The organism is Pseudarthrobacter sp. KH_020_B, from assembly GCF_057840185.1.
Genome location: NZ_CM174506.1, coordinates 781,697 through 796,251 on the forward strand (window position 1 = coordinate 781,697; position 14,555 = coordinate 796,251).

10 protein-coding genes and 1 tRNA gene are annotated in these 14,555 nt (G+C 66.5%); 2 read left to right on the plus strand and 9 right to left on the minus strand.

What is annotated here, in order from left to right; translation table 11 throughout:
* Positions 1-61: 61 nt before the first annotated feature.
* The 4 genes from AC3IT0_RS03790 to AC3IT0_RS03805 all read right to left on the minus strand — a co-directional run bounded on the left by AC3IT0_RS03790 (position 62) and on the right by AC3IT0_RS03805 (position 4,761).
* Positions 62-2,098, minus strand: coding sequence for a YhgE/Pip family protein (locus tag AC3IT0_RS03790; RefSeq protein ID WP_489322467.1), 2,037 nt, complete (start codon positions 2,096-2,098; stop codon positions 62-64).
* Positions 2,095-2,802, minus strand: a complete 708-nt coding sequence (locus AC3IT0_RS03795; protein WP_489322468.1) for an ABC transporter ATP-binding protein — start codon at positions 2,800-2,802, stop codon at positions 2,095-2,097. Before AC3IT0_RS03795 ends, AC3IT0_RS03790 begins: the two co-directional genes overlap by 4 nt.
* Before the next feature lie 118 nt (positions 2,803-2,920).
* Positions 2,921-4,414, minus strand: coding sequence for a dihydrolipoyl dehydrogenase family protein (locus AC3IT0_RS03800; RefSeq protein WP_489322469.1), 1,494 nt, complete (start codon positions 4,412-4,414; stop codon positions 2,921-2,923).
* A 273-nt stretch (positions 4,415-4,687) separates the two neighbouring features.
* Positions 4,688-4,761, minus strand: a tRNA-Arg gene (locus AC3IT0_RS03805).
* 275 nt (positions 4,762-5,036) lie between these two features.
* On the opposite strand from AC3IT0_RS03805, the gene AC3IT0_RS03810 reads away from it, so the two are divergent.
* Positions 5,037-6,863 carry a phosphoenolpyruvate carboxykinase (GTP) gene (locus AC3IT0_RS03810; protein WP_489322470.1) on the plus strand — a complete coding sequence of 609 codons (1,827 nt, stop codon included), beginning with the start codon at positions 5,037-5,039 and terminating at the stop codon, positions 6,861-6,863.
* Between the two features lie 153 nt (positions 6,864-7,016).
* On the opposite strand, the gene AC3IT0_RS03815 is transcribed toward AC3IT0_RS03810, so the two are convergent.
* The 4 genes from AC3IT0_RS03815 to AC3IT0_RS03830 all read right to left on the minus strand — a co-directional run bounded on the left by AC3IT0_RS03815 (position 7,017) and on the right by AC3IT0_RS03830 (position 10,744).
* A complete protein-coding gene (locus AC3IT0_RS03815) occupies positions 7,017-8,177 on the minus strand; it encodes a globin domain-containing protein (protein ID WP_489322471.1) in 1,161 nt (386 codons plus the stop codon).
* Positions 8,178-8,342: 165 nt separating this feature from the next.
* Positions 8,343-8,816 (minus strand): RrF2 family transcriptional regulator, encoded by a 474-nt coding sequence (locus AC3IT0_RS03820; RefSeq protein ID WP_489323712.1) that lies wholly within the window; start codon positions 8,814-8,816, stop codon positions 8,343-8,345.
* A gap of 13 nt (positions 8,817-8,829) precedes the next feature.
* Positions 8,830-9,339: a hypothetical protein gene (locus AC3IT0_RS03825; RefSeq protein WP_489322472.1), complete on the minus strand. Its 510-nt coding sequence runs from the start codon at positions 9,337-9,339 to the stop codon at positions 8,830-8,832.
* Positions 9,326-10,744 carry a phosphomannomutase/phosphoglucomutase gene (locus AC3IT0_RS03830; RefSeq protein WP_489322473.1) on the minus strand — a complete coding sequence of 473 codons (1,419 nt, stop codon included), beginning with the start codon at positions 10,742-10,744 and terminating at the stop codon, positions 9,326-9,328. The genes AC3IT0_RS03825 and AC3IT0_RS03830 overlap by 14 nt, the downstream gene beginning before the upstream one ends.
* Before the next feature lie 96 nt (positions 10,745-10,840).
* On the opposite strand from AC3IT0_RS03830, the gene AC3IT0_RS03835 reads away from it, so the two are divergent.
* Positions 10,841-13,021 (plus strand): RecQ family ATP-dependent DNA helicase, encoded by a 2,181-nt coding sequence (locus AC3IT0_RS03835; protein WP_489322474.1) that lies wholly within the window; start codon positions 10,841-10,843, stop codon positions 13,019-13,021.
* Here the strand turns inward: AC3IT0_RS03835 and AC3IT0_RS03840 are convergent.
* Entirely contained in the window at positions 12,945-14,450 is a 1,506-nt protein-coding gene (locus tag AC3IT0_RS03840; protein ID WP_489322475.1) for an MFS transporter, read from the minus strand. The genes AC3IT0_RS03835 and AC3IT0_RS03840 overlap by 77 nt on opposite strands.
* Positions 14,451-14,555 lie beyond the last annotated feature (105 nt).

Below are 14,555 nucleotides of genomic sequence, written 5' to 3' on the forward strand. Positions count from 1 at the left end.
TCGTGCCCAACAGGATCGTGCCCAACAGGCTCATGCACGCCAGGTCCGGGGACGGGCTGGCTCATACCGCGATCTCCGGCTTGAGCGTTTTGAGGGTCCAGTACTTGTGCTTCCGGACCGCAAACGTGGACATCGCCGCGCCCAGCAACGTGTAGCCGAGAAGGCCCAGGACGGTGGGCGCGATCATGGACAGGTCCGCGCCGTAGATGAGGTGCCGCATGCCCGTGACCACGTAGCCCATGGGCAGGATTTCGTGGACCACATGGAGCGGCTGCGGGGTGGTCTGCCAGGGGAACGTGCCGCCCGAGGACACCAGCTGGAGCACCAGCAGGATCAGCACCACCAGCTTGCCGGGCGAGCCCAGCAGCGCCACAATGCCTTGGATGATGGCGCTGAAGGCCATGGCCGCGGCCAGCATGAACAGCCACATCAGCACGGGGTGCGCGGGGTTGAGGCCCAGCGCCAGATTCACCACGAGGGTCAGCAGGCTCGCCTGCACCACCGAAACGGCCAGGAACGGAAGCCAGCCGCCGACGGCGATTTTCCAGGCCGGGGCGTTCGACGCCAGGGCCCGCTGGGTGATGGGCCGCATGGCCTGGACCAGCATAAAGATGCCGATCCACAAGGCGAGCGTCAGGAAGAACGGTGCCAGCCCCGCGCCGTAGGAATCCGCCTTCGCCTGGGAGATATTGCTGACCGCCACCGGGTCTGCAATCACCTCTGAGAGGCTGCTCTTCTGCGAATCGTCCGGGTTGGGCACCTGTCCGGCGCCCTTGGCAATTTCGTCGGCCAGCGTCCGTGAGCCGTCAGCAGCGGTGCCCGCTCCCTCTTCAAGCTGCCCCGCGCCGGCGTCGAGCGTTTGGGCCCCTTCCGCGAGGCGGCCGGCGCCGTCCAGCGCAGACTGCTCGCCGGTGGCCAGCGTGGCCGCACCGGTGTGGAGCTGGTCGGCGCCACCGGAGGCCTGGACAATCGCGTCCTTCAGGGCAGGGGTGGACGTTGCCAGCTGGGCTGCGCCGACGCTCACGGCTGCGGAGCCGTCCGCGAGCTGCTGGATCTGGGTGGCGTCGGTCTGGATCCGGGTCTTCGCTGCGGCGACGGGGCTGGAGGCGGCCACGGTATCGAAGTCGGCCAGGATTTTGTCCGCCTGCTCCTGGGTGATCACCTCGGACGCGACCAGGCGGGCATTCGATTCGATCACCCGCGTCCGGAGCCCCTGGTCCGCGGCATCAAGCTGGGTGACGACGTCCTGGACCTTGGTGTTCAGCTGCGCGTTCCCCGCGGCCACCTGGGCCGCGCCGTTGGCCAGGGTCTGGGTGTCGGTGGGCAAGGTGGCGGTCTTGTCCTTCAGGACGGAGAGCCCGCTGCTGAGCTGTCCGGCGCCGTCGGTCAGCTGGTTGGCGCCGTCACGCAGTTTCAGCTGCCCGTTGTAGAGCTCGCCCGCCCCGGCGCTGAGCTCGCTGGTGCCCGTGTGCAGCGTGACGGTCCCGTCGCGGAGGGTGGCCGCGCCGTCCGCCAGCTGCCCGGCGCCGTCTGCGGCCTTGAGCATCTGGGCGTGGATGGTGCCGAAGCCGGTGAGCAGCTGGTTCGCCGTCTCTTCGCCCACTTCCTTGGCCACAGTGGTGTGCACCGCGGTGGTCAGCTTGTCCACGATGGTGCTCAGCAGGTAGTTGTTGGCATCGTTGGTGGTGACGTTCAGCATCGCCTGGCTGGCCGAATCGAAGCTGCCGGGTGAGACCAGGTTTGTGGAGAACTCTGCCGGGATCTTCAGCGCAAACGCGTACTTGCCGCTGCTGACCCCTGCATCGGCCTCGGCCGCCGTTGGAACCGACTGCCAGTTGAAGACATTGCCCTCCACCAGGCCGTCCGCCACCTTCGTGCCCGCCTGGAGCTCGGTGCCGTCGCTGGACGTGGCGCCGGTATCTTCGACCACCAGGGCGGCGTCGATCTGGTTCAGGTTCCCGTAGGGATTCCAGTTGGCGTACAGGTACACGGCCCCATACAGGAGCGGCACCATAATCAGGGCCAGGATGGTCAGCTTCGGCAGCAACCCGCCGGTCATGCGCTTGAGTTCGGAACGGGCCAGCCGCAGCACGGTCACTTGGCATCCTCGGTTTCGAGTAAGAGAGATTCGGTTTCTTCGTCTGTAATAGCGGGCGCATCCGGGGCCGCGTCGAGGTCCGGGACGGCGTTGCCGATCACCGCGGCAGGTCCCGTCCACCCTGCCGGGAGGGCAGTAACGGTGACGACGACGGCGAGCGGCCGGCCGCCGTCGTACGCCAGCTCCTCAAGCCGCGGGAGCCAGTCCGCAGTGTGGGCACCGTGCCTGTCGGGGGAGTCCACCACCAGGAGGTCCGTGTGCGGGTTGGCGAGGGCCAGCGCGGTCAGCAGTTCAATGCGCCGGTCCGGGGTCAGCTGTTCCGTCCACAGGTCCGCGATGTCCTCAAAGCTGTTGACCTTGAGCCAGGGCTTGCTGAGCATCGCGCCCCGGTAGCGGCGGGGGATCAGGGCGAGGTCCTCGGTGACAAGGTCGCGGACGCTGAGGTGCTGCTCGGGTTCATTCACGTTGGGTGAGTCCACCAGGGCGCTGGCGAGGCGGAGGGACTTGGTGCGTTCGTTGGCGTCCCACGCGATCCGGCCGCCAGTGGGTTTCATTCGCCCGCTGATGGTCAGGGCAAGGGCTGTCCGCTGGTCCTGGCGTTCGCCGGTGACGAGGAGGAGCTCACCCAGGCCCACCCGCAGGGACGTGGGCGGAAGCAAATCGTCGCGCCGGCCTTTCACATGGAGCTGCTGTACGGAGAGCAAAGGTGGCCTTTCGACGTGTATGTCCTCCTCCAGCCTAACTGAACTGACTGGTCAGTTCAAATAGCTTCGTGGAGCCCGCGGGTGAGTAGCCCAGCGCGAACGGACACTTGCGGCCCTGCTACAAGCCGTACTTCTCCAGGAGCCGCAGCCACACCTCGCTGACGGTGGGAAACGACGGCACTGCATGCCATAGCCGTTCCAGCGGGACCTCGCCCACGACGGCGATGGTGGCGGCGTGCAGCAGTTCGCCCACATCAGGGCCGGCGAAAGTGGCGCCGAGCAGGACCCGCCGGTCCTCGTCCACCACCAGTTGCGCCCAGCCTTCGTAGTGTTCCGAATGCAGCGACGATCCCGATACCGCGATGGGCAGTTCCACGGACGACACGGTGTAGCCGTCCTGCTTCGCCTGCTCCACCGTGCGCCCCACGGCAGCCAGCTCGGGATCGGTGAACACCACGTTCGGGACGGCGTGCTGGTTGGCGGTCTGGGCGTACCGGCTCCAGGCCGCCGGCGCGCCGCTGAGTTCGCCCTTGGCGCGGGCCGCGATAGCGTCGCCCGTGGCCCGGGCTTCGTACTTGCCCTGGTGCGTGAAGAAGTTCCCGCCGGCAGCGTCGCCAACAGCGTAGAGCCAGGGATCCTCACCCTTCTCGTCCGGGCCCGGGGCGTCCGGGACGCCCTGGACTAGACCGGTGGAGTCGGTGATGAGTTTCAGCGGCTGCCCGTCCTGGGCCTCGAAGCCCAGGCTTTCCAGGCCGAGGCCCTCGAGGGCGGGATGCCGGCCGGTCGAAACGAGGACTTTGTCAGCGGTTACGGTGATTCGGCCGTCCGGCGGCTGGTCCTGAAGCGTCAGGGTGAATGTGCCGTCGTCGTTTTCCCGGACACTTTCGGTGGACGTGTGGAGGCGGACCGCCACGCCGTCCGCGCGCAGCCCCGCGGCCACTAGTTTGGTGGCCTCCGCTGGGAATGCGCCCAGCAGTCCGCCCCTGGCCACGAGCGTCACGTCCGAGCCCAGGCGTGCAAATGCCTGCGCCAGCTCGGTGCCCGCTACGCCCCCGCCGATCACGGCCAGGCGCTCCGGCACCTCCTTGGCGGAGGTGGCTTCGCGTGTGCCCCAGACCTGCAGGTCCGCCAGCCCGTCGATGGGAGGTGCGGTTGGTGTGGAGCCGGTGGCCAGTACGACGGCGTGACGCGCCCTGAGCTCGTACGTGTTGCCGTCCAGCCCGGCTACTTCAACCGTGCGTGGCGCGGTGATCCAGCCGTGGCCACGGATCAGCTCAATCCCGGTATCTTCCAGCCACTTCACCTGGCTGTCGTCCTGCCAGTTCGCGGTGAAATAGTCCCGGCGCTTCAGAACTGCCGCTGCATCCAGTGTCAGGGTGACGGCTTCTGCTGCGCCGGGGACCGTCTGTGCACCGTGCAGGGCTGTGCCGGGGCGGAGCAGGGCTTTGGACGGCATGCAGGCCCAATACGAGCATTCGCCGCCCACCAGTTCGGCTTCAACAAGGACAGCCGTCAGGCCGCCCTGGACCACCCGGTCGGCGACGTTTTCCCCCACGGCCCCAGCACCAATCACAATGACATCGAATTCACGTTGCAGCGTTTCAGGCGTCATTCGTCCAGCCTACGCCCGCCTCGCGGGAGGCGGGGAGGGCCGGCGTCGTCAATCCGGTGACTGCAGAACTGCGTAACTTTTGACCGCAACGGGCCGGGTCACCCGCGGGAATCCAGGGGCGCTGCAGGGGTTTGCTACTAAAAGTGACGCATTTCCGCCGAGCCAGCGCGCGGCGTGGCCATGGCTGTTCCTGGGCCCAGGGCCGGCGGCACGCGGGCATGGCGCTTAATGACAAAAGGCCCGTACCGGCGAACCGATACGGGCCTTTCTCTGTGCGCCCAGAGGGATTCGAACCCCCGGCCTTCTGTTCCGTAGACAGACGCTCTATCCAGCTGAGCTATGGGCGCATCTTGTGTTTCGCGGAGTTTCTTGCTCCCCGAACCTCGAATTACTTTACGCGAGGGTGGCCCGGAGTCCAAATCGAGAGGCATGTAATCTAGCCTACTAGACCGGTCTAGGTGACCTTCCTCACATAAATTCAGCGGTTTGAGTGCGGTTTTCCTTGAATTTGCGCGGTTTTCGGCTCCAACGATCATGAACGTGCACTGCTGGCCTCGCATGACGCCCTTGGGCGGCCAATAGCATTTAGTCCACACCGATGAACCCGAGGAAGGGAACCGCAATGGGCGATCTGGCGCAGAAGCCGCTGCTTGAGAAAGCACCCACCACGCATGCAGCACTGCTGGCATGGGTCGAAGAGGTTGCTGAGCTTACGCAGCCCGACCGGATCTACTGGGTTGACGGGTCCGAACAGGAAAACACGCGCCTTACGGACGAGCTCGTCGCAGCAGGAACGCTGACGCGCCTGAACCAGGAGCTCTTCCCTAACTCGTTCGCTGCATTCTCTGATCCCGCGGACGTAGCCCGGGTGGAAGAGCAGACCTTCATCTGTTCCGAGAAGAAGCATGACGCCGGCTTCACCAATAACTGGATGGCTCCGGCTGAGATGAAGCAGAAGCTGCGTGGACTGTTCGCCGGCTCCATGCGCGGCCGCACCATGTACGTCATCCCGTTCGTAATGGGCCACCTGGATGCCGAGGATCCCAAGTTCGGCGTGGAGATCACCGACAGCGCCTACGTTGTTGCCTCGATGCGCATCATGGCCACCATCGGCACCAAGGTCCTGGACAAGATCACCGCCACTGACGCGTTCTTCGTGCCGGCCCTGCACTCCCTGGGTGCGCCGCTGGAAGCCGGCCAGGCGGACGTGCCCTGGCCGTGCAACCCGGACAAGTGGATTGTCCACTTCCCCGAAGAGCGTTCCATCTGGTCCTTCGGCTCCGGCTACGGCGGCAACGCGCTGCTGGGCAAGAAGTGCTTTGCGCTACGCATCGCCTCCGTTATGGCCCGGGACGAGGGCTGGCTGGCCGAGCACATGCTCATCCTGAAGCTGACCTCGCCGGAGCAGAAAACCTACTACGTCTCGGCTGCTTTCCCGTCCGCCTGCGGCAAGACCAACCTCGCGCTGCTCGATCCCACCATCGAAGGCTGGAAGGTTGAGACGCTGGGTGACGACATCACCTGGATGCGTTTCGGCAAGGAAGGCGAGCTCCGCGCCGTCAACCCCGAGGCTGGCCTCTTCGGCGTGGCTCCGGGCACCGGCTGGGGCACCAACCCCAACGCGATGCGCGCTATCGCCAAGGGCAACAGCATCTTCACCAACGTGGCACTGACCGACGACGGCGGCGTGTGGTGGGAGGGCATGACCGAGGAAGTGCCCGCTCACCTGACCGATTGGCAGGGCAACTCCTGGACCGCGGACTCGGACAAGCCCGCAGCCCACCCGAACTCGCGCTTCTGCACGCCGATCGACCAGATCGACATGCTGGCCGAGGAGTACAACAATCCGGACGGCGTGGAGCTGTCCGCGATCCTGTTCGGTGGCCGCCGCAAGACCACCATCCCGCTGGTGACCGAGGCTCGCAGCTGGGCAAACGGCATCTTCATGGGTTCCACCCTGTCCTCCGAGACCACTGCCGCGGCAGCAGGGGCAGTGGGTGTGGTTCGCCGCGACCCCATGGCCATGCTGCCGTTCATGGGCTACGACGCCGGCGACTACCTCAACCACTGGGTGAACCTGTCCGCCAAGGGCAACCCGGAGCGCCTGCCCAAGATCTTCCTGGTCAACTGGTTCCGCCGCACGGCCGAGGGCGGCTTCGCCTGGCCTGGCTTCGGCGACAACGCCCGTGTCCTCAAGTGGGCCATCGAGCGCCTGGAAGGTAAGGCAGACGCCGTCGAGACGCCGATCGGTTTTGTTCCCACCGGCGAATCCATCGACCTCAAGGGCCTGGACATGACGCCCGCACAGGTCGAAGAGGCAGTCCGCGTTGACCCGGCCGAGTGGGCCACCGAGCTCGCGTCCATCGAGGAGTGGTACGCCAACTTCGGCGATTCCCTCCCCGAGGCACTGCAGTCCGAACTCGCCGGCCTGAAGGCCCGCCTGGGCTAACGTTCCAGAAAGTACGACGGCGGCCCCGCACCTTTTGCAGGAAAGGTGCGGGGCCGCCGTCGTACCCTGCGCGAAAGGACACTTCGGGCCCCTCCGGAAGCGCGAAAGGACACTTAAGCACCGGGGCTTAAGTGTCCGTTCGCGCGTCTGTGGTTAGGAAGCGAGCCAGATGTCCGGACCGAAGACCTCGTAGTGGATGCGGGTGGCCGGGATGCCGGCGTTGATGGCCTCGTTGCGGATGTGCTTCATGAACGGCAGCGGCCCGCAGAGGTACAGCGACGCGTTGGCTGGCAGGTCCACTTCGCGCAGGGACATAAACCCCTCGTGGGATCCGGCCCGCGGTTCCTCCAGCCATAGCGTGAGTTCGGCCCCGTCCAGGCGGTCGACGTCGTCCGTCATCTGGTCCCGCAGCGCCCAGCTGTCCAGCGTGCTTTCCGCATGCAGCACCAGCACCTGCCGGTCCGAACGTGACGCGGCGAGGGACCGCAGGATAGACGCCGTGGGCGTGCAACCGATGCCGGCAGACGCGAGTACCACCGGACCGTCGCCATCCTTGAGGGTGATTTCGCCGTACGGGTTGGAGATCTCCAGGATGTCGCCAACTTCGACGGCGTTGTGCAGCACCGGGGATACTTCGCCGCCGTCGTCGAGCTTGGTGGTGAACGTGCGGCTGGTGCCGGCGTCGTCGGAGAGCGAGTATTGGCGCACCTGGCGCAGGCCGTCCGGAAGCTGGACCTTGACGCTGACGTACTGGCCGGGCAGGGCGGGCGTGATCGGGGTATCGTCAGCGGGTTCGAGGGTGAAGGTCATGGCTCCCGTGCCGGCGGGCGTCTTGGCGGCAACGCGCCACGGAGTCCACATCTTGCCGTTGGCCTGGGCCGCGTAGAGACCCTTCTCGAGCTTGATCAGGGCATCTGCCATCAGCCAATAGACCTCGGTCCAGGCTTCGGCGATCTCAGGGGTGATGACCTCGGCCAGGTCCTCGGCAATGGCGGCGAAGAGGTGCTCGTAGACCACCTGGTACTGCGGCTCGGTGATCCCCAGCGAGGCGTGCTTGTGCGCGATCCGGGAGAGGACGGTTTCCGGGAGGGTACCGGGGTTGTTGACCAGGTGCGTGGCGAAAGCGGCGATGCTTCCGGCAAGTGCCTGCTGCTGGTTGCCTGAACGCTGGTTGGAGCGGCTGAACAGTCCGTCCAGCAATTCCGGGTGCGCGGCGAAAAGCCGGGCATAGAACTTGGGCGTGATGGCGCCGATCCGCGAGCCGACCAGCGGCAGGGTGGCCTCAATGACAGGGCGGGATTTGTCCGAGAGCATGCGTACTCCTGAGGTTGGTGACCGGGGCCTTCGTCCGGTCTGGCAAATACATACATCTGAAATGCATGTATTTATGCCTCAAGTTCTACACCTCGTAGAAATCAGAATCAAATCGGGTGCGTCACGGGCCTGAAACGTTGGCCCAGCGTAGTTCGAGTGCCCCGGCTACCGGACCGGGACGGGCGCGGCCTCAAGGCCGGGGCGCAGGCCGATCATCTGGAAGACGGGGGCCATCTGCGCGGAGCCGGGGAGCTCGGATATGACCACTGAGTCCAGTTCGCGGTAAAAGGCCTCGCGGGCGCGGGCGAGTGCGGCCCGGAGCTTGCATTCGTGGATCAGGGGGCAGTCACCGCCCGGAGCGACACAGTCGGCGGCGTCCGTCCGGGTGTCCAGGTCCCGCAGGACCTGGCCTACCGTGGCGCGGCGGCCGGCAGGACTGAGCCGGGACCCGCCGCTCCTGCCGCGTTCAACCTCGATCAGGCCAAGGCCCCGCAGCTTGGCCATCGCCTTGCTGACGTGGTTGTACGGCGTGGCTACGGCGTCGGCAATGTTCTGCGTGGTGAGGAGGGTTGCCCCGGGAGCAGCCGCCAGGACCATCAGGGCCCGGAGGCTGACGTCGACGAAGGCGTTGATTTTCAGGGCCATGAGCGGTCTAGTCCACCCAGATAATGGGTTCGTTGGTGTCGGCGGCGAGCTGGCCGAAGTCCCAATCGGTCGTCGCCGTGTTCGCGGCGTAGGGCAGGACTGCGGCGAAAATCGATCCGTCGCGGTGTTCGGCAGCCACGTGGATGGCGTCCGATTTTTCCTCCACGAGCAGGATGTCGCAGACCACCGCGGCCGCCCGGAAATCATCCCGGTTTTGGCGGAGCAGTTCCGTGAGGTCGCTGATCATCACATCCGCGTCGAAGTCGCCCCCTGAACCCTCCGCGGCATCTGCCGGCGTGATCGCCATCAGCCGGACCTCGCCGTCGTTCGCCACTACCAATGCGAATGGCAGGAACCCGCCGTTCCGTTGCAGCTGTTCCTGGGCTGCGCCGACGCCTGTGCCCAGCAGGTTTTCCAGGTCCGTGGCCGAGGCCTCCGGAACGGAATCCCGCCACGAAGCCACCGTAGCCGGGCCGTCCGTGGCTTCGTGGGCCACCTCCGGCTTAGCGCCGGACATTGGACAGCACGCGGTCGCGGACGCTTTCCATCGTGGCCCGGTCCGTTGCTTCCACGTTCAGCCGCAGGAACGGCTCGGTGTTGGACGGGCGCAGGTTGAACCAGAAGCTGCCGTCATTGGACGTGAAGGTGCTGCCGTCCATGGTGTCCACGGTGATGTCCTCGGCGGCAAAGTCGGTGCGGACGCGCTCGACGGCTCCGGCCTTGTCCTCGATTTCGGAGTTGATCTCACCGGAGGAGACATAGGGCTCGTACTCGCGGCCGAGCTCGGACAGCGGTCCGTCCTGCTCGCCGAGGGCTGCCAGTACGTGCATGGCTGCGAGCATCCCGGTGTCTGCGTTCCAGAAGTCGCGGAAGTAGAAGTGCGCGGAGTGCTCGCCGCCGAACACGGCACCTTCCTCTGCCATGACTGCCTTGATGAAGGAGTGGCCCACGCGCGTGCGGACGGCGCGTCCGCCGTCGTGCTCTACCAGTTCCGGCACCGCACGGGAGGTGAGCAGGTTGTGGATGACGGTGGGCGTTGCCTCGCCCTGCGCCTGGGCGCGGGCGATTTCGCGGCGTGCCACCATGCCGGTGATGGCCGACGGCGACACGGGCTCGCCCTTTTCGTCGATGACGAAGCAGCGGTCGGCGTCGCCGTCGAATGCCAGGCCAATATCGGCGCCGTGCTTAATGACGGCGGCCTGCAGGTCGCGGAGGTTCTCCGGCTCGAGGGGGTTGGCCGGGTGGTTCGGGAAGGAGCCGTCCAGCTCGAAGTAGAGGGGGATGATCTCGAACGGGAGCTTGGGCAGCAGGGCGTCGCCCAGGACCGCGGAGGTGGTGAGGCCGGCCATGCCGTTGCCGGCGTCCACAACCACCTTAAGCGGGCGGGACGAGGAAAGATCCACAAGCTGGCGGAGGTACTCGGAGTAGTCCTTCAGGACGTCATGGACGCCGATCAGGCCGCGCTCGGGGGCTGCCGGGATGGAGCCTTGGTTGAGGTACTGCTCGGCGAGGGCCTGGATCTCCTTGAGGCCTGATTCGGAGGAGATGGGCTGCGCGCCGGCCTTGGACATCTTGATGCCGTTGTATTCGGCAGGGTTGTGGCTGGCGGTGAACGTGGCGCCGGCAGCGTTGAGGGAGCCGCAGGCGAAGTAGAGCTCATCTGTGGAGATGAGGTCGAGGAGCTTGACGTTGGCGCCGCGGGTGGCTGCTCCGTCAGCGAATGCCTTGGTGAACTCGGGGGAGGAAGGGCGCATGTCGCCGCCCACCAGGACTGTCTGGCCCTCCAATTCCAGGACGTCAACGAACGCGGCGCCCACGGCTTCGACGATTTCAGCGGTGATGGATTCACCCACGATGCCCCGGACGTCGTAGGCCTTGAAGGATGCCGAGAGGTCAAAAGTCTTTGTATGTTCGCTAGTCACGGGTTTTATCTTACGTGGAGCCACCGACGTTTACGGTTGTCCACATACGGCGGTCCCGGCTTTATGGGTGTCGGTGGGGGCTGGGATACTGAATCAATGGTCGATACCCAGAACGCCGCTCTTCTTTCCGCTTCCCCTGACTCACCGTCCGCCACAAAAAGCCAGGCGCTGGCGGTTCTCCGGGAACTTGTGGGGCATCCGGCGGCGGATTTCCATGACGGACAGTTTGAGGCGATTGAGGCACTGGTCGACGGCGGCCGCCGGGCTTTGGTGGTCCAGCGCACCGGTTGGGGAAAATCGGCGGTGTATTTTGTGGCGTCCCTGCTGCTCCGGCGCCGCGGCGCCGGCCCCACGCTGATCGTTTCGCCGCTTCTCGCCCTGATGCGGGACCAGGTGGCTGCCGCCGCCCGCGCCGGAGTGCGTGCCGTGGCCATCAACTCGGCAAACCAGCTTGACTGGGACACCGTCCGGGAACAGCTCGCTGCCGATGAAGTCGACGTGCTGTTGGTTTCGCCGGAACGGCTCACCAACCCGTCCTTCCGTGAGAACCAGTTGCCGGAGCTCATCCGGCGGACGGGCCTGCTGGTGATTGACGAGGCTCACTGTATTTCGGACTGGGGCCACGACTTCCGGCCGGACTATCGGCGGATCGCTGACCTGATCACGCAGCTGCCGGAGTCCGTGCCTGTCCTGGCCACCACCGCCACGGCCAACTCGCGCGTGGTCCACGACATCGAGGAACAGCTGGGCGCCGGCGTCCTCACCATCCGCGGAACCCTTGGCCGGGATTCCCTGCGCCTGGGTGTCCTCGCACTCCCGAATTCCCGCGAACGGCTGGGCTGGCTCCTGACGCACCTGGCCGATCTGCCCGGCAGCGGCATCATCTACACGCTGACCGTCTCCGCCGCGGAGGACACGGCCCGGCTTCTCGCCGAAGCCGGGCACACGGTGCAGGCCTACACCGGCAGGACCGATCCCGCGGACCGGGAGCGCGCAGAGCAGCTGCTCAAGGACAACCAGGTCAAGGCACTGGTGGCCACATCGGCGCTCGGTATGGGCTTCGACAAACCGGATCTTGGCTTCGTGGTCCACCTCGGGGCACCGTCCTCCCCGGTGGCGTACTACCAGCAGGTGGGACGTGCGGGCCGCGGCGCGGCGAACGCAGACGTGCTGTTGCTGCCGGGATCTGAAGACCGGGATATCTGGCAGTACTTCGCCACCGCTTCCATGCCATCGGAGGAGAAAGCCACGGCGGTGCTGACGGCGTTGGCTGAGGCCGGTACGGCCGTGTCCACCGTTGCGTTGGAGGCCAGGGTTGACCTCCGCCGCACCCCGCTGGAGCTGCTGCTGAAGGTCCTGGCCGTGGATGGTGCCGTTGAACGCGTCGGTGGCGGGTGGCGTTCCACCGGCCAGCCCTGGATCTACGACGCCGAGCGCTACCGCCGGATCGCCGAGGCCCGGGTGGACGAGCAGGACTCCATGGTGATTTACCAGGACACCGCGGGTTGTCGGATGGAGTACATCACCTCGGTCCTCGATGACGAGACAGCGCACCCCTGCGGGCGGTGCGACAACTGTGCAGGCCGCTGGTTCCGGGCTGACATCGCCGCGGATGCCACGGCAGCCGCCGGCCAGACCCTCACCCGCGCCGGCGGTGTCCTGGAGGCACGGCTGCAGTGGCCCAGCGGCATGGACCGCCTGGGCGTTCCGGTCAAGGGCAAGATCAAGCCTGACCACGGACTGGCGGACGGCCGCGTGCTGGCCAGGCTTACTGATCTCGGCTGGGGCGGGGCGCTGCGGGAACTCTTCGCAGCCGGGGCCGCGGACCGTCCGGTGGATCCCGCCATGCTGCAGGCCTGTGTCCAGGTCCTGCGGGAATGGGCTACCGGTGACGGCCGGAACCCGGGCTGGAGCGGTGCAGGGCGGCCGGCCGCGATCGTCAGCATGCCTTCCCGCAGCAAACCTGAACTGGTCCGGTCCCTTGCCCAGGGAATTTCGGAAATCGGCAGGATCCCCTACCTTGGCGAGCTGGCCCTGGGCCACGGCGGGCCCACTGGAAGCCGCGGCGGCAACAGCGCGTACCGGCTGGCGGGTGTCTGGGACCGCGTGATGGTGGGTCCGGAGTTGGAGGTGGCCATGGCGTCACTTCGTGGCCAGGGCGTGATGCTGATTGATGACCTCGTGGACAGCCGGTGGACCGTTACCGTGGCTGGACGTGCCCTGCGCCAGGCGGGAGCGGGGGCTGTTCTTCCGCTGGTGCTTGCCCAGGCCGGCTGACTTTTGGCCCGCCAGACTGGCTGACCTCTGCGCCGGCATGCCGGTGCAGTGACAGGCTGTCCGCCGTACTGAAGAGCATCAGGACGGCCATGGTGAGGAAGGCTCCACGGAACGGGCCGGCATGATCGGCGGGAAAGGCCGCCACGCCGTCGAAAATCCGGATCAGCAGGGCGCCAACGGCGATGCCGGCGCCAGCGGCGAGTTGCACTAGGGTCGCTGACACGGAATTGGCCGATGTCAGCTGGGCGGGTGCGATGTCCGCGTACTGCACCGACGCGTAGGCGGAGAAGCCGATGGAGCGGAACGCCCCGCTGCAGACCAGCAGGGCGAAGATCAGGGCCTGCGGCGTGTCCGGTGTGAGCAGGGCGCACAGTGCGAAGGTCACCGCTGATGCCAGGGAGCCGAAGACCAGCATGGCCCGGAAACCGAAGCGTCGGATCAGCGGCGTGGTGGCCGGCTTGATGCCGATGTTGCCAATGAACACGGCCGCCACCATGATTCCTGCGTGCAGCGGTGACCAGCCGAAGCCGGTCTGGAACATCAGGGGCAGGAGGAAGGGCACCGAGCTGATGGTCAGGCGGTACACAAACCCGCCGGTGGCCATGGCCCGGAAAGTGCGGGTAGTGAAAACCGAGAGGTCAAACAGCGGGTTCTTGGCCCGCCGCATCCACAGCACGGCGGCGGTGAGGGCGCATACCCCGGCAGCGGCGCTCACGGCGGCCCATGGTCCGTCCGGGTGCGCCGTAGCCAGTTCTAGGCCGACCACCAGGGCACCAACGCCGGTGGTGGTCAGGAGCAGGCCCAGCCAGTCGAGCTGGCGTGCGCTGTCTCCGGCGCCGAGGGGAACCAGCCTGAGGGCGGCGATGAAGGCGGCCGCCCCCAATGGCAGGTTGATGAGGAAGATCCAGTGCCAGGACAGGTACATGGTCAAGGCGCCGCCCACGAGCGGCGCTAATACCGGCGCCAGCAACGCGGGCCACACCAGGAAGGCCGTGGCGCGCAGGAGCTCCGACTTGGGTGTGCCGCGCAGTACCAGGAGGGTGCCGACAGGAACCATCATGGCCCCACCGGCGCCCTGCAGGATCCGGCTAGCGGTCAGCACCGTCAGGTCAGGGCTGACGGCACAGGCCAATGAAGCGAGCGTGAAGAGCCCTATCGCGAAGCAGAATACTTTGCGTGCTCCCACACGTTCAGCAAGCCAGCCGCTAAGCGGGATGCCCATGGCCACGGTCATGAGGTATGCCGTCATGGTGATGTTTACGTCGGCGGCCGGAACGCCAAAGTCGCTGGCGATGTTGGGAATGGCGGTGGTGAGGATGGTGCCGTCGAGGAACTCCATAAAGAGTGTGGCGGCAACCAGTAGCGCCAGGCGGGGATTCCATGCCTGGCGTGAGCTGGATTCCGTCGCGGGGGCGTTGCTTGCTGCCATTCCACCATCCTGCCACCGCCGGCCCGGGTGGAGCCTCCGGCGTCCGCACCCCGGACCGCCAGCCCACGCACCCGCGCGCACCACGCCCAGGCTCCCGCCCATGTA